We start from the raw sequence: 20,927 nt of genomic DNA, 5'->3' as shown, positions 1-20,927 counted from the left end.
CTTCATACCGCCACTCCTTTGCCCGGTGCGCGCAGCCGCGCCAATGCCGCGTCGCGATGGTCATCGATGACGATCCGTCCGTTGTCGAGCACGATGATCCGCTCGACCAGTTGCAACACACTGACCCGGTGCGTGGCGACCACCAGCGTTCGGCCCTGGGTCCAGGTCGCGAGTTTTTCCAGCAACAAACGCTCGGTGACGTCATCGAGCGCGGCCGTCGGTTCGTCGAGCAACAGCACTTGTGGCTGACGGATCAACAAGCGCGACAGCAACAGGCTCTGACGCTGACCGCCGGACAAACCCAGGCCGCCCTCAAGTACCAGATGATCCATGCCTTTGGGCAGCTGCCGAACGAAATCCAGCGCGCCAGTGACAGTCAGCGCGGCGATGATTTCCTGATCGCTGGCCTGACCGGCGCCGAGGGTGATGTTGTCGCGCAAGGTGCCATGAAACAGTCGCGCCTGTTGCGACAGCAGGCCGACATCGCGGCGCAGGTCGGCCGGATCCAGATGCGCCAGGGCGATGCCGTCCAGAGTGGTTTCACCGCTGCTCAGATCCATCGCGCCGCCCAGTGCTTGCAGCAACGTCGACTTGCCAGCGCCGTTGCGGCCGAGCAGGGCGATGCGTTCGCCGGGGCGGATGCTTAAATCGATGTTGTTGAGCGCCGGGGTCGATTCCTCGCTGTAGCGAAAACTGGCCTGACGCAGGCGGTAGTCGCCGCGAATTGCCGGCAGGTGCACGCGCTGACTGCCTTCGGGATGATCCACCGGCATCTGCATGATCCGGTTCAAACCTTCGAGCGCGACCTTGGCCTGCTGCCATCGGGTGAGCACGTGGGTCAGTTGCGCCATCGGCCCCATCATCCGCGACGACAGAATCGACGCCGCGACCAGACTGCCGGTGGTCAGGTCGCCGGCAATCACCATCGGCGCGCCGAACACGATGACCACTGCGAACACTCCGCCCTGCACGTTCTGCGTCCACGCCACCAGGCTGTTGGTCAAGGTGCGCAGGCGCAGGCTGCTGTCTGCGGAGGCGGCGTTGTACTGGTTCCACTGTTGCTGGAAACGCTGCTCGGCCTGCAATGCCTTGATGTCGTCGAGGCCCTGAATACTTTCTACCAGCATGGCGTTGCGCAGCGCCGCTTCACGCATCGAGGCATTGGCGAGTCGGGCCAGACGCGGTTGCGCAATGATCCCGGGCAGCAACATGAACACCAGCGCCACCAGCGGGATCAGCACCAGTGGCCCGCCGATCAAATAGAACACCAGCAGGAACAGCAGGAAAAACGGCATGTCCGCCAGTGCCGTGGCAGTGCTGGAGGTGATCAGGTCGCGGATCTGCTCCAGCTCGCGCAATTGCGAAATGAATGAACCGGTGGATTTCGGCCGCGCGGAATTGCGCAGACGCAAGGCGTGGCCAAAGACCAGATCGGAGACGCGCAAGTCGGCGCGCTTGCCCAGTACATCGGTGATGCGCAGACGCAGAATGCGCATGACGAAATCGAACAGCAGCGCCAGCATCACCCCGCCGAACAACACGTACAGGGTCGGCAGCGACTCGGCCGGAATCACCCGGTCGTACACTTGCATGGAAAACAGTACCCCGGCCATGCCCAGCAGGTTGGCCACCAGCGAGGCGATCATCACTTGGCTGTAAGGCCGCAGATCGGTGAGGACGATGCGGCGGAACCAGTGCTCGTCGTAGGGCTTGATGTAATCGTTGGTGCGCACGTCCGCCACTGGTTGCGTCGGACGCAGAATCACCGTGCGCAGCGCCTGCTCGGTGAGCCCGCCAGCCTCCATGCGACTCTGCAAACCTTGATCGCCACTGAAGCAGATGCCCAGCTCGCCGGTTTCGCCGATGCTTTCAAGCACGCCGACCTGACCGTCGCGCAGTTGCACCACCAGCGGCGTACGCCAGCGGCTCAGGCTCTTGTTGTCGAATACCGCGAATTTCACGCTCAAACCGGCCTGACGCGCCATGTGCCGAACCACTTCTTCGACGCGGCCTTCGCTGTGCACCGAGGCCAGGCGCACGCTTTCCGGCGAGACGTCGAGGCGATAGTGGCGGGCGACCTTGAGCACCGCTTCCAGCCACGGTGAATAATCTTCGCGAGCTTCGGCAGCAGCGGGTTCGGGAACAGTGATGCTGGCATCGGTCATGGCAGGATCTCGACATTCTGGATGGCGCTGTGGTCGATGCCGAAGACCCGGCGAATCGCACCGCTGTTGTAGAAGCAGTCGATCTGCAGGCGTTGCAGATCAGCCTGGGTGTTGACCAGATCGAAGCGCGACTGATGGATTTCCTGCTCGGCGTTAAGCAGGTCGAGCAGCGGTCGCGTGCCCAGTTCCAGGTACTGGCGGCCATACAACATGCGCGCCTCGGTGATGCTGGTCTGGCGAAATTCCAGCGAGCGCAGCCGCCGGTTCAGACCCGAGGTTTGCGCCTGGGCTTCGGCCAGACCCTGGCGCGCTTGCAGACGGGCGGAGTCTTCGGCCGAATCCGCTGCGGTCAGCGCATGCCCGGCGGCGCGGCTGCGCGCACTGATCGCGCCGCCCTGATAGATCGGCACTTCGAGGTTGAGGAAGATCCCCGCCTGGGTGCGATCAGCGCGCGAGTTCTGATCGTCGTAGTGGTCGTCCAGGTATTGGTTGACCGACGGTTGCAGCGACAGGGTCGGGTAGGCCTCGGCTTTGGCCTGGGCCAGCTCGGCCTGTGCCTGGGTGCGTTGCGCGGCGGCTTGGAGAACGGCGGGCAGGGTGTCGGAGATCTGCGAGGCGTCGCAGGCCTGGGTTAGCGTAGGCGCGGCGGCGTCGCTGACCGCCGGCGGCGTGCGCCGTCCAAGCAAGCTGGTCAGCGTCGCTTGCCAGCGTGCGTATTGCGCCTTGAATTCCTGCAACGTCGCCGTCGCGCCTTCTGCGCGGGACTGCGCCTGGACCATATCGGAGCGGGTGCTGGCGCCCATGTCGCTGCGTTGCTTGGCCAGGTCGACGATGCCGCCGATGCCCTGAATCTGCTCGCGGGCAACCTCGAGCAGACGCTGATAACGCTGCACCTCGATGTAGGCCCTGGCGGTGTCGCGGGCGATGTCGTCGATCGCCAGCAGAATCCCGGCCTGACTGCGCGCCACCCGGGCGCGGGCGGCGTCGACCGAACTGGAAACCTTGCCGAAGTCATACAGCATCTGTTTCAGGGAAATGTTCACCGACTGGCTGCCGGCATCGCTGCCGTAACCGCTGGTGTAACCACCCTTGATGCCGCCGGTGACTTGCGGGTAATAGCCGGATTCGGCGACGTTGACCCCTTCGCCTTGCTGGAACAGGGTGCCGATGGCCTCGCCGATGCGTGGGTGCCAGTCCACGGCGAGCCTGACCGCTTGTTCCAGCCCCAACGCGTCCGCATCGGCGGACGCTTTCAGAGCAGGGGCAGGGCGCTGACGGCTTTCATTGCCTGCCGGTTGTTGCAGTTGCGACGGGCTGATGCTGCGCAAGCTGCTGTCGAGGTTGTCGTCGGCGCGAACGCCGACGGTGAAAGCGGGGTAGAGGCCGATGGTCAACAGGACCACCGGCCATTTCTGGCGAAAAACTGACTCCACAGACTTCCCTTACTGTTGAGAGACCAACGTTTGATGTCTTGTTTCAAACCACTTGAATGCCGTTCTGTACCCACAAGTGGTGGCTCGGATCCTCCTGTGCCGTGTATTGAACATAGTCGATGCCGTCGGCCTGTTGCGTGCCATCGGCGACCCAGCCATCGGTCATGTGCACGCTGTCCCTGTCGTCACCCTTGATCAGCAGGGTGTTGTTGTCCGAGGACGTGATCGCCAGCAGATCGCTGAGATTCAGTGTCAGCGCAACCGCACTGGAATGGTTGAGATCGAGGATCTCGACGTTGTGGATCTTGCTCTGCAGATCGCCGAGGTTGATCGACACGTCGCCACCGGCCCAGAGCAGGGTGTCGGTGCCGCTGCCGCCGTCCACCGAGGTGAATTGCTGATCGGCGATGATCAGCGTGTCGTCGCCACCGCCACCTTGCAGGGTCACGGCGCCACCGTGCGAGCCGTCGAGGGTGTCGTTGCCCTCGGTGCCCTGGATCAAGTCGCTGCCAGTGGCATGGGCCAGACCGAGGTCATCACTGGCCAGGGCCGAGAACGCGGTGCTGGCAAATGCGCCGGCCTTGTTCAGGTCGATGGTCAGCGTCGCGGTATCCACGGTGCCGTTGGGGTGGGTAAGTTGGTAGGTGAAGGTGTCTTCCTGGCCGATCACCGCATCGGTCAGCCCGGCCTTGAGCGTGTAGGTGTAGTTGCCGTTGGCCTGGACCACCAGGGTGCCGTAGTTACCGACCAGCGAAACGCCGTTGTACCCCGGCGCTACGTAACTGCCGGCGACCAGCACGCTGAGCAAGGTGTACACCGAGCCCAACACATCGGCGCCGCCGCCAGCGGTGTCGGTGAGCAGATTGCCCGATACCGGCGTGTAGCTGCCGACCACAAACTGATTGTTGTAGGTCGCGACGTTGATCAGGCTGGTGTTGACGCTGGTCAGCAGGCCGAGGCCGCCCACTGCCACCCGCACCTGATAACTGCCGGCGGTCTGGTCGTCGAACTTGATCCCGTAGTTGCCGCCGCCGAGATTGACCAGCGCGTTGCCGCCGTAACTCTTGACCAGCACGTACTGGTTGGTCGCCGTGTTGAGTTTGTACAGGCCCACCGTCATCGAACCGAGCAGCGCCAACAGGTTGCTCGAATTGACCACCACGGTCAGGTCACTGACGGTATCGGCCGCGACCACGGTGTTGTAGTTACCGCTGCCGCCGCCCAGCAGCACATTGAAGGTGCCGAGGGCGGAGTTGGTGGTCACTTCGCGGTTGATCAGGGTGACGTCGGTCGAGGCGATGTCCGCTGTGGCATCCACCACCAGCGCCGGGCTGCCGAGGTTGGCGTCATTCCACACTTCGCTGGCTTGCGGGCTGTCGATGCGCACGTACAGATTGGCGGTGTCGCTCAAGCCGTTCGGGTGCACCAGTTGATAGTTGAACACGTCGACTTTGCCGACGCTGCCGACGCTGCCGTTCGGTTTGTAGCTGTAGTTGCCGTTGGCGTCGATGGTCAGCGTGCCGTACAACCCTTGCACCGTGGTGCCGGCACCGGCGCTGACCCAGGCGCCGTTCTTGAAGATCTGCAACTGCGCGCCGTTGTCCGGGCCGGTCTGATCGGCCGTGCCATCGACGCCGACGTTGGTGATGACGTTGCCAGTCACCGCTGGCCCGGCAATGCCGTTGAACTGGGTCAGGCTGCTGACGTCCAGTTGCAGCTGGGTATTGACCGTGGTCAGCACGCCGATGCCGGTGCTCGAAACCGTCAGTCGATAATCGCCTGACAGCAGGTTACCGATGTCGACCCGCACACCCTGACCGGTCAGGGCAATCAGATCCAGCAGGCCGCTGCTGCCGTTGACATCCAGAGTCACCCAGTTGCCGCTGGCATCCTTGACTTGCAGGGTATAGACCACGCCATCGATCAGCGAAATCAGACTGCTGATGGTCAGCGTCAGGGTCGGATCAAGACGCGTGCCGCCGGCGACGGTGAAAGTGAAGGTTTTCGAGAATCCGGCCAGCAGCGTGGTGAACGAGTCGTTGAAGGTCTGCGAGGCGGTGACCGGGGCCAGCGTGACGGTGCCGACGGCGAGGTTATCGCTGGCGATCACTGGCGCGTTGACGTCGACGTCCGGCGCAATGACGTTGGCGGCCACCGAAACGTTGCCGCGTGCGTCGCTGAGGTTGACGGTGAGGTTTTCACCGTTGATCTGCGCACTGCTCAGGGTGACGGTAAACACGCCGAGGTTGTTGACCGTGCCGGTGCCGAGAACGGCGCCGCTGGCCGACTTGATGGTCACGGTTGCGCCGACTTCGCCGGTACCGGTGACGGTCAGGCCGTCGGCGCCGACCAGCAGCGCCGTGGCGGCAGCGGGCGGTGTCAGGTCTGGCGCCGTCGCGGTCGCCGCAGCCGATACGTTGCCGCTCGGATCCGCCTGGGTGACGCTGAGCACCTGGCTGTTGATCTGCGCCGAGGCCAATGTCACCGAGAAACTGCCGTTAGCGGCGACCGTCGCGGTTCCGAGCACCACGCCGCCGACGCCTCGCACGCTGATGGTCGAACCGGGCACACCGACACCAGTGAGTACGGTGCCGCTGCCATTGACGCTGACGCCGGTCGGCGCGCCGGGAGCGGTAATGTCTGGCGCTGTCAGGCTGGCATTGGGCGACAGATTACCGGCCGGGTCGACCAGACGCACGGTCAACAGCTGCCCGTCGAGTTGTGCGGTGTTCAGGTTGAAGCTGAACGTGCCGCCACTGCCCACGGTGGTGGTGCCGATCAGCGCACCGCCCGGGCCGTAGACGTTGACCGTCGCACCGGCTTCGCCCGTACCGCTGAGGGTCAGACCGTTGGCAGCGAGCGTCAGACCGCTGGCCGCGATCGGCGCCTGCACGTCAGGGGCCGTCAGATTGAAGACCTGCGACAGATTGCCCGTCGGGTCGGTCTGTTGGACATTGAGCTGTTGGCCGTTCAGTTGCGCGCTGGACAGTTGCACGGTGAAGGTGCCGCCAGCATTGACCACGGCGGTGCCGAGGACGGTACCGGCTGCGTTGGTCACGCTGACGGTCGCGCCGGCTTCACCCGTGCCGCTGACAGCCAGGCCGGTGCCGTTCAGGCTGACATTGCTCAGCGGCGCTGGCGCAGTGGTATCGGCGACGCTGAGGTTGGTAACCGGCGAAACGTTGCCCGCCGCATCACTCTGCGTGACGCTCAGTTGCTGGCCGTTGAGTTGCGCCGATGACAAGGTCACCGAGAACGAGCCATTGCCCGCCACCGTCGCCGTGCCCAGCACCGTGCCACCCGCACCGCGAACAGTGACGGTGGCGCCGGCTTCACCGAGCCCGCCGAGCACCAGACCGGCACCGCTAATGACCAGCGCCGTCGGAGCGGTCGGGGGAGTGATATCGGGCGCCGTTACGTTAAGCCCGGATGAGGTGTTGTTGGCCGCATCGGTCTGTGTCGCATTGAGCACCTGACCGTTGACCTGCGGCGTATTGAGCTGTGCGCTGAAGGTGCCATTGGCGCCAATCGTCGCATTGCCCAGCACGACGCCGCCAGCGCCGGTGATGGTCACCGATGCGCCGACTTCGCCGCGACCGGTGACCAATGTGCCGCTGGCATTGACTGCAAGATCGCTGAGTGCCGCCGGCGCCGAGGTGTCGCCTGCGGTGATTTCAGTCGGCAGCGAGGCGCCACCCAGCGCAGTGTTGGCGGTGACCTCAAGACTTTCTCCGTTGGTTTGCGCAGGCGTCAGCAACACGCTGAACGTGCCATCCGGGCCAGTGACGCCGGTGCCGATCAGGCTGTTGTCCGGCGCGTAGACATTGATGGTGGTGCCGATCGCCGCCGTGCCGGTCAGCGTCACGCCGTCGGCTGTCAGTACAAGATTGTCCGGCGCAGCCGGGGCTGGCACTGCCGGAACAGTCAGGTCGGCGTCTGCGGACACATTAGTCGCGACGTCTGTTTGATTCACTGTCAGCACCTGGCCGGCGGTGATGCCGGGGTCCAGATCGATCAGGAACGTGCCGTTGGCGGTCACTGTGCCGGTGCCGACGATATTGCCTAGCGCATCGGTTACTTCGACACTCGCACCGGCTTCGCCACGACCGGCGAGCTGGCTCAGATCGCCGCTGATGGTCAGACCGGTGACGGCATCCGGAGCCGTGGTATCTGCCGCCGGGTAGAGCAGCACTGGCGATGCGTTCTGCGCTTCGTCCGTCGCGATCACCGACAACAACTGACCGTTGGCCTGGGCCGGATTCAGCGTGACGGTGTAGGTGCCGTCGCCCAATGCCACCGCTGTGCCGAGCACGGTGCCGGTGGCGGACAGCACAGTCACGGTGCTGCCGGCTTCGGCGGTCCCGGCGAGCAAGGTGCCAGCGCCGGTCAGCGATGTCACCGTTGGTGCGATAGGTGCAGTGCTGTCCGGCGCGTCGACCAGAACGGGCTGGGACTCGTTGTTTTGTGCGTCGGCTTGCACTACCGAGAGCGCGCGACCATCGAGTTGCGCAGCCGACAACGTGACGCTGAAACTGCCATCTGCCGCCACCGTCGCCGTGCCGAGCACCACCGCGCCGTCTCGCACGGTGACGGTCGCTCCGGGCTCGCCAGTACCGGTCACGGTCAAGCCGTCCTGGCTGACATTGAGGTCGGCCACCTCCAGTGGATCGGTGATATCGCCCGCTTGCACGGGCGCTGTCGGCGATGTGTTGGACGCCAGATCGGTCTGATTGACGCTCAACAGCTCGCCATTCACCTGCGGCGGATTGAGGGTCACGCTGAACGAGCCATTGTCGGTCACGGTTGCCGAGCCCAGTACCGTGCCAGTCGCGCTGAGCACGCGCACCGTGGCGCCGGCTTCACCGCTGCCGGTCAGTGTCAGGCCATCAGGCGTAAGAACGAGGTCGGTGGGCGCAGCGGGCAGGGTGATGTCCGGCGCAGTGACGGGCACGATCGGCGAAGGGTTGCCCGCCGCATCACGCTGGATCACCGATAAGGCTTCACCGTTGAGCAGAGGCTGGTCGAGGGTGACGCTGAAACTGCCATCGGCCGCGACGGTGCCGGTGCCAACGATGGTGCCCACTGCGTTGGTGACGACTACCTGCGAGCCCGCCGCACCGGAGCCGGTGATGAGGCTGCCGCTGGCGTCGATCTCGACATCGGTCAGTGCGGCAGGAGGCGTGCTGTCCGGTGCGCTCAGCGTGCCGGCAGGCGAGGCATTGCCGGCTGCATCCGCCAACACCACGAACAGCGCTTGGCCATTGGTCTGCACCGGAGTCACGGTGATCTGGAAACGGCCATCGCTGCCCACGGTGCCGGTGCCCAGCTCGGTACCGTCTGCGGATGTCACGCGGACAATGGCGCCGACTTCGCCGGTCCCGGTGAGGGTGTCGCCATCGGCATTCAGTTGCAGATCGGCCGGCGTCGCTGGCGGGGTCAGATCCGGTGCGGTGACCGTCACCGGGGCGCTGACGTTGCCGGGTGGATCGGCCTGCTGCACGCTGAGGATCTGTTCATTGATCTGCGGAGGATTGAGGGTGACGCTGAAGGTGCCGTCGCCGAGTACCACGCTGGTGCCGAGCAAAGTACCGTTGGCATCGCGCACGGTCACGGTCGCGCCGGGTTCGCCTGTACCGATGACCAGCGCGCCGGACGAGTTGATATCGACGTTGTCCAGTGGATCAGGCGGGGTGAAGTCCGGTGTCGTCAGGCTCACCGCAGGCGAGTCGTTGCCCGCCGCGTCGGCCTGGACCACGGTGATCACTTCGGCGTTGGTCAACGCCGGGTTCAGTGGCAGGGTGAAGGTACCGGTCGCGCTGACCACGGCGGTGCCAAGCACGTTGCCGTCGCTGTCGATGACCCGGACTTGCGCGCCGGGTTCGCCGCGCCCGGTCAGGCTTGCGCCGTCGCCGCCAATGCTCAGTTGCGAAACGGCCGCTGGCGGTGTGCTGTCGACCGAAGTGAACGGCGTGGCTGCCGAGGTGTTGCCCGCCGCATCCGTCAGCGACACGGTCAGCGTCTGGCCATTGGCTTGCGGCGTGGTCAGGGTGATCGCAAACGTGCCGTCGATGCTCACGGTGCCGGTCCCGACCAGCGCTCCGGCGGCGTTGTACACGTTGGCCGTGGTGCCGGCCTCACCGGTACCCGACAGCAGGGTGCCGTCAGCACTTGCCACCAGCGCCGCCGGCGCATTGGGCGCGATCAGATCCGGGGCGATCAGGTTGACGCTGTTGGATTCGTTGCCGGCGGCGTCGGCCTGGCTCAGGCTCAGGGTCTGCCCCGAAGTCTGCGCCGGACTGAGGGTGACGCTGAACGTGCCATTGGCCGCCACCACGGCGCTGCCGAGAACCACTCCGCCGGTGCCGAGCACGGTCACTGTGGCGCCGGCTTCACCGCGCCCGGTCAGGGCCGTGCCGTTCGGTGCCAGACTCAGTTCGCTGAGCGGCGTTGGCGCGGCGATATCGGCAGCGGTGTAATCGGTCGGCGACGAATTAATGCCGGTGCTCGAGGTTGCCACGGCAGACAGCTGTTCGCCGTTGAGTTGCGCGGCGTTGAGGGTAACGCTGAAAGTGCCATTGGCCGCCACCAGCGCGCTGCCGAGTAACACGCCCGAGGCATTGCGAATGCTCACGGTGCTGCCGGCGGTGGCCGAGCCGGTGAGGGTCAGACCGTCGGCGCTGAGGGCCAGATTGGTCGGTGCACTTTCCGCCAGATTGCCCGGTGCAGTCACCGGCGCTGCCGGTCCGGTGTTGCCGGCAGCATCGATCTGCACCACGGAAAGATTCGATCCAGCCACCGCCGCCGGGGACAACGTGACGCTGAAATTGCCGTTGCTGGCAACGGTCGCAGTACCCAGCAAAACACCGCCGGCATCGCGAACTTCCACGCTGGCGCCGATCTCGCCGATGCCGGTCAGGGTGGCACCATTGGCGCTGACCGCCAGATCGCTCGCTACCAACGGCGCCGTGCTATCGACCGCATTGACGATTGCCGGGGCTGACGGATTGCCTGCCGCGTCGATGGCTGTCACGTTCAGCGACTGGCCATTGGTTTGCGGGCTGTTGAGGGTAATCTGGAAAGTGCCGTTCGCGGCCGCCGTGGTGGTGCCGAGGAGGTTGCCCTGGCTGTCGCGCACGGTCACGGTACTGCCGGCCTCGGCGTTACCGGCCAGTTGCACGCCAGCAGCATTGAGGGTCAATGCGCTCGGAATCGCCGGCGCGGTCAAATCCGCGGCGATGACTTCAACCGCCGTCGATACGTTGCCCGGCGGATCTTCCTGAGTGACGGTCAGCACTTCGGCATTCAGTTGTGCTGCGTTGAGGGTGACCGTGAACGCGCCGCCACTGCCGACCTGCGCGGTGCCGAGCAAGGTGCCGTCGGCGCTGCGTACAGACACGGTGGCGCCGGGTTCGCCGTGGCCGGTAACGATGACGCCGTCGGCATTCACCGCGACTTGGGTCAGTGCCGCCGGCGGGCTGATGTCGGGTGCGGTGACGCTGGTCGACGGTGAAACATTGCCGGCAGGGTCGGTCTGATTGATCGCGAGCGCTTCACCATTGGTCGGCGCTGGCGCCAGGGTGACGCTGAACGAGCCGTCCGCGCCCACCACGGCGCTGCCCAGCAGGGTGCCGTTGGCGGTGGTGACATTGACTGTTGCGCCAGCCTCACCTGTGCCGCTGAGGGTGCTGCCATCGGCGCTGATCAGTGGGTTTTGCACAGCGGCGGGCGGGGTGCCGTCGACGGTGATCACACCAGTGGACGTCGAAGTGTTGCCGTTGGCGTCGGTCAGAGTGACCTCCAGGGTTTCGCCGGTGTTCTGCGCGTTGGGCAGGGTGACCTGGAAGTTACCGCTCTGATCGACTACGCCGGTGGCCAGAACATTGCCGGCGGCATCGCGCACGGTCACGGTGCTGCCGGCTTCGCCCTGGCCTTTGACCACGGTGCCGACGTCATTGATCGTAACGCCAGTCGCTGCGGCTGGCGGTTGCAGATCGCTGGCAATGATGCCGGCGGGTTGCGAAAGGTTGCCGGCGGCGTCGCTCTGGATCGCGGTAAGCGCCTGGCCATTAAGTTGTGCCGGCGTCAGCGTCAGGCTGAACGTGCCATTGCTGGCGACCAGTGCAGTACCGAGCACGGTACCTGTGGCGTCGGTGACAGTGACCGTCGCCCCGGCCTCTCCGCGTCCAGTGAGTGTCGTGCCGTTGGCACTCAGCGCCAGATCGGTCACAGCGTCCGGCGCCGTGCCATCGACCGCCGTCACCGTGCCCGGAATCGACACGTCACCGTCGGGACTGGTGGCCGTCACCTGGAGAACTTGCGCGTTGATCTGTTTGCTATTGAGCAACAGGGTGAAGCGGCCGAAGCTGTTGATCAGCCCGGAGCCGAGCACAGCGCCGCTGCTGCTGGTCACCGTCACGGTGCAACCGGGCGTTCCGGCGCCGGTCAGGGTGAATCCGTCGGCACTCAAGGCCAGATCGGTCGGTGTCGCGACCTGGGTACCGTCCAGTCCTGCCAGCGGCACGACGGGCGAATCATTACCGCCGCCATCCGTGCTGATGACTTCCAGATTGCCGCCAGGCTCGGCCGGTGGGCTGAGGGTCACGACAAAGCGGCCATCCGCATCAGCCGTCGCGGTGCCCAGCACAGCGCCACCGCCGGCAATGCTGACGGTGACCGTGGTGCCCGGTTCGGCAAGTCCGGACACCTGCGTGCCGGCCGGGTTGAGCGCGAGATCGCTGACCGGCGTCGGCGGCGTGCTGTCCGGCGCGGCAACGGTGCCTGGCAACGAACTGTTGGCGCCGTCCGACACCACGACTTGCAAGGCTTCGCCATTGGTCTGCGCCGTATCGAGGTTGACCGTGAAGGCGCCCGTGCCGTCAGCGGTCGCGGTGCCGATGACGTTGCCGTCGGCATCCAGCACCTGCACCGTGTTATTGGGCTGCGTGGTGCCGGTGACGGTGGCACCTGAAGGATCGACGATCAGCCCGGTCGGTGCAGGCGGTGCGGTGATGTCCGGTGCGGTGACCGGCGTGGCCGGCGAGGGCAGGGCGCTCGCATCGGTCTGGATCACGCTCAAAACCTGACCGTCGAGCTGAGCAGGACTCAGGTTGACGCTGAAATTGCCGTCGCTGGCGACCACCGTAGTGCCGAGCACCGTGCCGTCCGGTGCGCTGACGGTTACGGTGCTGCCGGCTTGCCCGGTGCCGGTCAATGTCACGCCATTGTTGGCCAGAACGACGTTGTCTGGTGCCAGCGGCGCGGTGGTGTCCGCTGCGGTCAGCGGCGTGTTGGGCGAAACGTTCACGCCATCCGATTGGCTGACTTGCAGTTGCTGGCCTTCGATCTGCGGGCTGTTCAGCGGCACTGTAAAGGCGCCGGTGCCGTCGACGATCGCGGTGCCCAACACATTGCCCGCCGAATCCTTGACCGACACCGTGGCACCGGGTTCGCCGGTGCCGCTCAGTTCAGTGCCGCCTGTATTCAGCGACAGATTGGAAGGGGCAGTGGGGGCCTGGATATCCGGCGCTTCAACTGGAACTGCCGGCGAGCCTGAAGGCGAGCCATCGGTCTGCACAACGCTGAGGTTCTGGCCATTGGTTTGTGGCGAGGACAAGGTGACTTCGAACCGGCCGTTGCTGCCGACGACAGCTGTTCCCAGCACGGTCCCATTGGTGTCAGTGACAGTAACGGTGGCGCCGATCTGACCCGCGCCGGAGACCACGGCACCATTGGCGGAAATGCTTACATCGGTCACGGCAACCGGCGTGGTCAGATCGGGTGCGATCACGTTGACCGGCGCCGAAGGATTGCCGTCCGCGTCGGTCTGGATCACTTGCAGCTGTTGCGCATCGGTCTGTGGAGTCGAGAGGTTTACCGTGAAGTTGCCATCGGCACCCACGGTACCGGTGCCGATGATGTTGCCGGCCGGATCGCGCACGGTAATCGAAGCGCCGATTTCGCCTGTGCCGGTCAGCGTCTGCCCTTGGCCGTCGAGCGTAACGCCCGTCAGCGGCGCCGGGCCTTGCGTGTCAGGCGTTACATAGCTTAATGGGGCAGAGGTATTGCCAGCCGCATCGCTGGCACTGATCTGCAACGCTTCGCCATTGTTTTGCGGGCTGCTCAATTGCACCGTGAACGTGCCATCCGCAGCAACGACTGCCGAGCCGAGTACATTGCCGTTCGCATCGCGAACCGTGATCGTTGAACCGACCTGGCCGCGTCCTTTCATCAGCAGGCCGTCCACACTCAGGACAACGTCGCTTGGCTGAGTCAGGCCATCGAGGTCCAGGGCGATAACGGTCGTTGCTGGCGACGGGTTGCCGGCGGCGTCGGTGACCAGCACGCTCAGCGCCTCACCATCGATTTGCGCGGCGTTGAGTTGGACGGTGAACGAGCCATCGGCTGCCACCTGCGCTGTCCCCAGCAGCGTACCTTGCGCATTGGTGACGCTGACTGTGCTGCCGGGTTCGCCACGGCCGGTCACCGAGAGGCCATCGCTGCTCACGGCTAGATCTGTTGCAGCGGCGGGGCCAGTGATGTCCGGCGCATTGAAGGTGACGGCCGGCGATTGCGCACCGGCGCTGTTGACTGCCACGACACTGAGGGTTTCACCGTTGGCCTGCGCACGAATCAGCGTCAGCAGGAAAGTGCCGTCAGCGGCCACCGCCGCGCGCCCGAGCAATTCGCCATTGGCGGCGCGGACTTCGATCGTGGTGCCGGCCCGGGCGGTGCCGGTCAGTTGGCTGCCGTCGCTGCTCAAACCAAGATTGCCTGGCGTCGTCGGTTCGACGATCTCCGGCGCGCTGATCGTTGCGCCGGTCGAGGTGTTGCCTGCGGCATCGGTGGCATTCACTGTCAGCGGCTGACCGCCGGTTTGCGCGGGGCTGAGGGCGACGCTGAAGGTGCCATCGGCTGCAACCACGGCGCTGCCGAGCAGGCTGCCATCGGCGGCGCGCACCTGGATGGTCGAGCCGACTTCACCGGTGCCGCCGAGTTGCGTGCCATCGGCGCTCACGCTGAGATTGCCTGGCGCGGTGGGCGCGGTGGTATCCGGCGCAGTGACCGTACCCGGCGTCGAAACGTTGCCCGCAGGGTCGGTGAGCGTGACGTCGAGCGGCTGGCCATTGTTCTGTGGCGTACCCAGGTCGACCTGGAAACTGCCATCGGCGCCAACGGTTCCGGAACCCAAAATGTTGCCGGCTGCATCGCGTACCTGAACGACACTGCCAGCTTCGCCAAAACCACTCAGCACCCGGCCATCGGCCGACAAGGTTAATCCGGTCGCGGGCGCAGGAGGCGTCGCGTCTCCACCGCCACCACCTCCGCCGCCGCCGCCGCCACTTCCGCCCGCAGCGGCCGCCGCACCACCCGCGCCCAACAGGCCAAGCCCGGCAATCGCCCAGGCCGGCGTTGCGCCATCCACCACACCGACGCCAGCGATCAGCTCGTCCAGCGAATTGATTTCGTCAAAGGTAAAGCCGTTGAACGGCTCGGCGCTGTAGCGCGCCTGCCACAGCGTCGCGTCGTCACCCTGAAAGACAATGTCATTGGGCACGCCGTCAGGGCTGGTGACAAAGAAATTGGAGATTTTGATTTGCTCGCCAGACTTCAGATTGACGATCAAATCCTGACCGCTGCGACTGGTCGACGCCAGTTGATCGGGCCGAACCGGCATTTGTACAACTGAAGGCTGACTGAGCTGAACATTGCCCCAGTTCTGGGCAGTGAGCTGAGAATTGGCTTTGTCGGCAATGACGATGTTGTCCATTACTACTCCCTGTAAATGGATGGGGCGGACGTCCACGGATGGTTTTAAAACCATAGATAGGGAGTGTCAGATGGGGCTGCCTGATTTTTGACGAGTGTATGAATGGGCCATTTGCCCACGTTTATCTCTTTGAAAAGCTGTTCTAATCAGGTCGTTACCGTTTGTCGGGACGTTGGATCCAAGCGCTTTTTGGGTGCAACAAAATGTGTCGTTTTCGACATTATCCAAAGGAACGCTGGAAAAGGTCCGGGCGGAATCGCCGAGGGTGATGGCTAAGCGATATTGAATTTCTCAAAGCGCAGGCCATCCTCCGCAGCTGCCTGTCTGCGAAGGTGTTAATCAAAAAGCGTAGAAGGGGAGAAAGGCTTTGTATAAGAAATCCTGTTGTACCGTTTCAGCGGTTCTTTCTACCCCTCAGCAGTTAATGCGCTAGCTATCGATCGCCGAAGTGATCGGACGATATCCAGTGCAGACTGATCGCTAACGCTACCGGGGCATTGATCAAACATATGTGGCGCCCCAGGGTAGACATGCAGTTCGACGGCAACCCCGGCGCGGGACAGGCGCAGGGCAAATGCAACGTCCTCTTCCAGAAACAGATCCAGCGCCCCGACGGCCAGAAACGTCGGGGGCAAGTCACGCAGATCGTCTTGCAGGGCCGGCGAAAACCAGCCGATTGGCAGATCATCCAGCGCTTGGTCAGTGCGCAGGCACTCCCAACAGAATTGGTTGGCTTGCGCCGGCCAGCCAATCACTCCGGTCGTGCTGTTCTGCTGAGGCGAGGCTGCGCTGCCCGAACGGTAATCGAGCATCGGATAAACCAGCACCTGGCTGGCGATGGAATACTCGCCGCGATCCCGCGCCACAATGGCCAGCGCTGCTGCCAGCCCGGCGCCGGCACTGTGGCCCATGACGATCACGTTGTCGGCGTCGATGTTGAGCGTTTGCCGGTGGGCGAAAACCCAGCCGAGGGCGGTGTAGCAATCTTCCAGGGGAATAGGGAAGGGGTGCTCTGGCGCGAGACGGTAATCGACAGCGACGATGATCGCCTGAAGTGCTTCGGCGAGGTTAGCCAGATAGTCATCGGCCATTTCGGGGCAACCAAGGACGAAGCCTCCACCGTGGATGTACAGGATCACCGCAAAATTACCGTCCGGTGCTGCGGCGGCGGGCCGGTAAAGACACAGGCGCAAATCCTCACCGTCGTGGGACTTTATCCATAGGCTTTCACCGCGCGCTTGTTCTCGGGATTTGAATGTCGCATGGACACGCTCCCTGATCGCGGGCAGCGTTTCCAATGTCCAGTCTTCAGCGCCGGGGGTTAAAAAGCTTTTGAAGTCGGGATCCAGCAGTTCATGTGCTTTCACGTTCTGCCTCCTGGTTGCGAATGAACGAGCGCCTCGGATGGAGGCGCCGCCCTCGGTGAAGTTACAGCCAGGCTTTGATCTGCGCGCACACAGCCGGCGTCGAGATGCCGTAGCGATCATGCAGCGTCGGCAGGGCGCCGGCGTCGAGGAAGGCGTCGGGCAACGCGATCTGTCTGAAGGTGGGCGTCACGCCATTGCGCAACAACAACCCGGCAACCGCCTCACCCAAACCGCCGATGATCGAGCTGTTCTCGGCTGTGACCACCAGACGCCCGGATTTGCGCGCTTCGGCGAGAATGGTTTGTTCATCCAGCGGCTTGATGGTCGGCACGTGCAGCACGGCCACATCAATGCCGTCGGCCTGCAATTGCTTGGCCGCTTCCAGCGAGCGCATGGTCATCAGCCCGGTGGAGATGATCAGCACGTCGTTGCCCGTGCGCAGGGTCTTGGCCTTGCCGATCTCGAATTTATAACCGTACTCGTCCAGCACCAACGGCACATTGCCGCGCAGCAAACGCATATAGACCGGGCCTTGGTGAGCGGCGATGGCGGGCACGGCCTGTTCGATTTCCAGCGCATCGCAAGGGTCGACGATCATCAGATTGGGCATGGCGCGGAAAATAGCCAGATCATCGGTGGCCTGATGGCTCGGCCCGTAACCCGTGGTGAGGCCGGGCAAACCGCAGACGATTTTGACGTTGAGGTTTTCCTCGGCGATGGCCATGCAGATGAAGTCGTAAGCACGCCGCGATGCGAACACCGCGTAGGTGGTGGCGAAGGGCACGAAACCCTCACGCGCCATGCCGGCGGCCGCGCTCATCAGCAACTGTTCGGCCATGCCCATCTGATAGAAACGCTCCGGGTGCGCCTTGGCGAAAATGTGCAGGTCGGTGTACTTGGACAGGTCAGCCGAGAGACCGACGATGTCCGCGCGCTGGTCTGCCAGCGCTGCGAGCGCATGGCCGAACGGTGCCGAGCGGGTCGCCTGGCCCTCGGAGGCAATCGAGGCAATCATCGCCGAGGTGGTCAGGCGCTTTTTCACCGGCGCGCCAGTAGCAGTCGAAGGCGCAGTGTTGGCGGCGTTGCTCATTGGTCTTTTCCTTCTTCAAGGTTGCTCAGTGCCAGGTCCCATTCGTGCTCTTCGACGCGAATGAAGTGGGTCTTTTCCCGGTTCTCCAGAAACGGCACGCCTTTGCCCATTTTCGTGTCGCAGATGATCACGCGCGGTTGCCCGCCGGGGTGATTGCGCGCGGCATCGAATGCAGCGACCAGGGCGTCGAGGTCATTGCCGTCGACGCGCTGGGTGAACCAGCCAAAGGCTTGCCAGCGATCGACGATGGGTTCGAACGAGAGAATCTCGCTGGAGTAACCGTCGGCCTGCTGGTTGTTGACGTCGACGATGGCGATCAGATTGTCGAGCTGCCAGTGCGAAGCCGACATCACCGCTTCCCAGGTCGAGCCTTCATTGAGTTCGCCATCGGACAGCAGGTTGTAAACGAACGAGGCCGAGCCTTTGCGCTTGAGGCCCAGGCAGGCACCGACCGCGATACCCAGGCCCTGACCCAGCGAGCCGCCGGTGATTTCCATCCCCGGGGTATAGGCGGCCATGCCCGACATCGGCAGGCGGCTGTCATCCGAACCGTAGGTTTCCAGCTCGTCGAGCGGAATGATCTCGGCTTCGATCAGCGCTGCGTACAGCGCGATGGCGTAGTGGCCGATGGAGAGATAGAAGCGATCGCGCTGCTCCCATTCGGGATCTGTCGGGCGATGGTTCATCGCATGAAAGTAAGACACCGCCAGCAGGTCAGCCGCGCCGAGGGCCTGGCCCACATAGCCCTGGCCCTGAACCTGGCCCATGCGCAGTGCATGGCGGCGAATGTTGTGCGCGCGCTGGGTCAGGCTCAGCGATGCAGCGTGTGCAAGATTAGTCGTCATGATGAAACTCCGTTGACTCAACGATTGACCAAAGCGGCGGGAATACGCAGGACCAGGCTCGCGCCGAGGAACAGCACGCCGGTGATGAGGTACATGCCGATGGCACTGGAACCGGTCAGGGTGGTGATCCAGCCGATCAGATAAGGCGAGCAGAACCCGGCAAGGTTGGCGAAGCTGTTGACCGCGGCGATGCCGGCCGCCGCAGACACCCCGCCAAGCAGCGTGGTGGGCAGCATCCAGAACAACGAGGTGGCGGAGAGAATGCCGGAGGCGGCCAGGCACAGGCTGAGGATCGACAAGGTCGGATTGCCGCCCATCAGCGCTGCCAGGCTCAAGCCGATCGCACCGGCGATCATCGGCACGATCAGGTGCCAGCGGCGCTCGCGATGTTTGTCGCCACTGCGGCCGACCAGCAGCATCGCGGCGATGGCGCACAGATAGGGCAGGCTGGTCAGGAAACCGATGTGCAGCGGGTCGGAAACCCCTGCATTACGCACCAGTGTCGGCAGCCAGAAGGTGATCGCGTATTGGCCCATGACCACACAGAAGTAGATCGCCGCCAGCAACCACAAGCGCCGATCACGGATGAACTCGCCGATCGAGGCATGGGTGACCTTTTGCTGGTCGTCTTCGGCCAGCTCGCGAGTGATCAAGGCTTTTTCCTCGTCATTGAGCCAGGTTGCCTGATGCACGCCGTCCTTCAGATAACTCAGCACCAGCAGGCCGACGACCACGGTGGGCACCGCCTCGAGAACGAACATCCACTGCCAGCCGGCCCAGCCGTGCACACCGGCAAAGTGGTTCATGATCCAGCCCGACAGCGGGCCACCGACCATGCCTGACAGCGGAATGGCGATAAACCACAACACGGTCATGCGCGCCCGCCGATAGGACGGAAACCAGTAGGTGAGGTAGAGCAGCAGACCCGGCGCCAGACCGGCTTCGGCGATCCCCAGCAGAAAGCGCAGCGCGTAGAACTGCCAGGCGGTTTCGACGAAGGCGAACAGGGCCGAGACGATGCCCCAAGTGATCATGATCCGCGCAATCCACACTCGCGCGCCGACCTTGTGCAGGATGATGTTGCTGGGCACTTCGCAAAGGAAATAGCCGATGAAAAACACCCCGGCGCCCAGTCCGTAGACCGTTTCGCTGAGGGCCAGATCGTTCATCATTTGCAGCTTGGCGAAACCGACGTTGACCCGGTCCAGATAGGCGCACAGGTAGCACAGCATCAGGAACGGCATCAGCCGCCATGCCGTTTTGCGATAGGCAGAAGAACGCACGGTCGAAACCGCTTCGAGCGACAGGGTAGTCATGATGGTCTGATCTCTTGTTTTTATTGACCGCCAGGCCATCAGGCCCGGCTGCGTCATCGATCCAGAACCGCACGGGCCACGCAGGCCCGCCCAGAGTTACTCAGTGAATCAGCATGCCGCCGTTCACATCGAGGGTGATGCCGGTCAGATAAGCGGACAGGTCGCTGGCCAGAAACAGCGCGGCGTTGGCGACGTCCTGCGCTTGACCCAGGCGCCCCAGCGGAATGCCTTCGATGATGGCGTGGCGGCGTTCATCCTGCATCAGGCCGCCGGTGATGTCGGTGTGAATCAGGCCGGGAGCGATGGAGTTGACGCGGATATTGTCCGGCCCCAATTCCCGCGCCATGGCCTTGCCCAACCCCAGCACACCGGCCTTGGCCGCGCTGTAATGCGGGCCGCCGAAGATGCCGCCGCCGCGCTGGGCCGACACAGACGACATGCAGACGATGCTGCCGGAAGACTGTTGGCGCATCAGCGGAATCACCGCCTGGGACATGAGCAAAGTGCCGCGCAGGCTGACGTCCAGCACCTTGTCGTAGTCCGAAGGGCGAATATCCAGAGTCTTCAGTGGCTGGGTGATGCCGGCGTTGTTGACGAGAATATCGATGCGCCCGAAGTGCCCGATGATGGCGGCGACGGCTTGCTGAACCTGCGCTTCGTCGGCCACGTTGGCCGCCAGGCCCAGATGACCTTCGCCCAGTGCTGCGGCGGCGTCACGTGCTGCGGATGCATCCAGATCGAGGATGACCACGCGAGCGCCGTGTTGCGCAAATGTGCTGGCGGTAGCGCGGCCAATGCCACGGGCAGATGCGGCACCGGTAATGATTGCGACTTTGCCTTGAAGAAGCATGGAGGATTCCCTCGAATTGTTTTTATTGGGTCGGTGTGTAAGTAACCGATGACTCAGCTTGTCCTTCGGGGCGAGCGTGAGCAATAACGCGGAA

Annotated in this window: 8 protein-coding genes; all 8 read right to left on the bottom strand. The window is 64.0% G+C overall.

Features of this window, described 5'->3' with window-relative positions; translation table 11 throughout:
* Positions 1 to 2: 2 nt before the first annotated feature.
* Positions 3 to 2,165: a type I secretion system permease/ATPase gene (locus AC0IXA_RS17880; protein WP_341637739.1), complete on the bottom strand. Its 2,163-nt coding sequence runs from the start codon at positions 2,163 to 2,165 to the stop codon at positions 3 to 5.
* Positions 2,162 to 3,598 (bottom strand): TolC family outer membrane protein, encoded by a 1,437-nt coding sequence (locus tag AC0IXA_RS17875; RefSeq protein ID WP_341637738.1) that lies wholly within the window; start codon positions 3,596 to 3,598, stop codon positions 2,162 to 2,164. Before AC0IXA_RS17875 ends, AC0IXA_RS17880 begins: the two co-directional genes overlap by 4 nt.
* A 43-nt stretch (positions 3,599 to 3,641) precedes the next feature.
* Entirely contained in the window at positions 3,642 to 15,365 is an 11,724-nt protein-coding gene (locus AC0IXA_RS17870; protein ID WP_471814129.1) for a BapA/Bap/LapF family large adhesin, read from the bottom strand.
* 407 nt (positions 15,366 to 15,772) lie between these two features.
* A complete protein-coding gene (locus tag AC0IXA_RS17865; RefSeq protein WP_341637736.1) occupies positions 15,773 to 16,732 on the bottom strand; it encodes an alpha/beta hydrolase in 960 nt (319 codons plus the stop codon).
* Between the two features lie 61 nt (positions 16,733 to 16,793).
* A complete protein-coding gene (locus AC0IXA_RS17860; RefSeq protein ID WP_071171997.1) occupies positions 16,794 to 17,822 on the bottom strand; it encodes a transketolase family protein in 1,029 nt (342 codons plus the stop codon).
* Positions 17,819 to 18,667, bottom strand: coding sequence for a transketolase (locus AC0IXA_RS17855; RefSeq protein WP_095179688.1), 849 nt, complete (start codon positions 18,665 to 18,667; stop codon positions 17,819 to 17,821). The genes AC0IXA_RS17860 and AC0IXA_RS17855 overlap by 4 nt, the downstream gene beginning before the upstream one ends.
* Positions 18,668 to 18,684: 17 nt before the next feature.
* Complete coding sequence (locus tag AC0IXA_RS17850; RefSeq protein WP_073474915.1) at positions 18,685 to 19,983, bottom strand: MFS transporter; 1,299 nt, start codon at positions 19,981 to 19,983, stop codon at positions 18,685 to 18,687.
* A 100-nt stretch (positions 19,984 to 20,083) separates the two neighbouring features.
* Positions 20,084 to 20,833, bottom strand: a complete 750-nt coding sequence (locus AC0IXA_RS17845) for an SDR family NAD(P)-dependent oxidoreductase (RefSeq protein WP_341637735.1) — start codon at positions 20,831 to 20,833, stop codon at positions 20,084 to 20,086.
* Between the last annotated feature and the right edge of the window lie 94 nt (positions 20,834 to 20,927).

It is taken from the genome of Pseudomonas sp. AC083 (genome assembly GCF_979253165.1).
The sequence above is the reverse complement of the archived record's forward strand: the minus strand, read 5'-3'. Positions and strand labels throughout refer to the sequence as shown.

What these genes read in the sequence shown, in the direction of transcription:
- AC0IXA_RS17880 (WP_341637739.1), bottom strand. Translation starts at nt 2,165, where the DNA reads ATGACCGATGCCAGCATCACTGTTCCCGAACCCGCTGCTGCCGAAGCT.
- AC0IXA_RS17870 (WP_471814129.1), bottom strand. Translation starts at nt 15,365, where the DNA reads ATGGACAACATCGTCATTGCCGACAAAGCCAATTCTCAGCTCACTGCC.
- AC0IXA_RS17860 (WP_071171997.1), bottom strand. Translation starts at nt 17,822, where the DNA reads ATGAGCAACGCCGCCAACACTGCGCCTTCGACTGCTACTGGCGCGCCG.
- AC0IXA_RS17855 (WP_095179688.1), bottom strand. Translation starts at nt 18,667, where the DNA reads ATGACGACTAATCTTGCACACGCTGCATCGCTGAGCCTGACCCAGCGC.
- AC0IXA_RS17850 (WP_073474915.1), bottom strand. Translation starts at nt 19,983, where the DNA reads ATGACTACCCTGTCGCTCGAAGCGGTTTCGACCGTGCGTTCTTCTGCC.
- AC0IXA_RS17845 (WP_341637735.1), bottom strand. Translation starts at nt 20,833, where the DNA reads ATGCTTCTTCAAGGCAAAGTCGCAATCATTACCGGTGCCGCATCTGCC.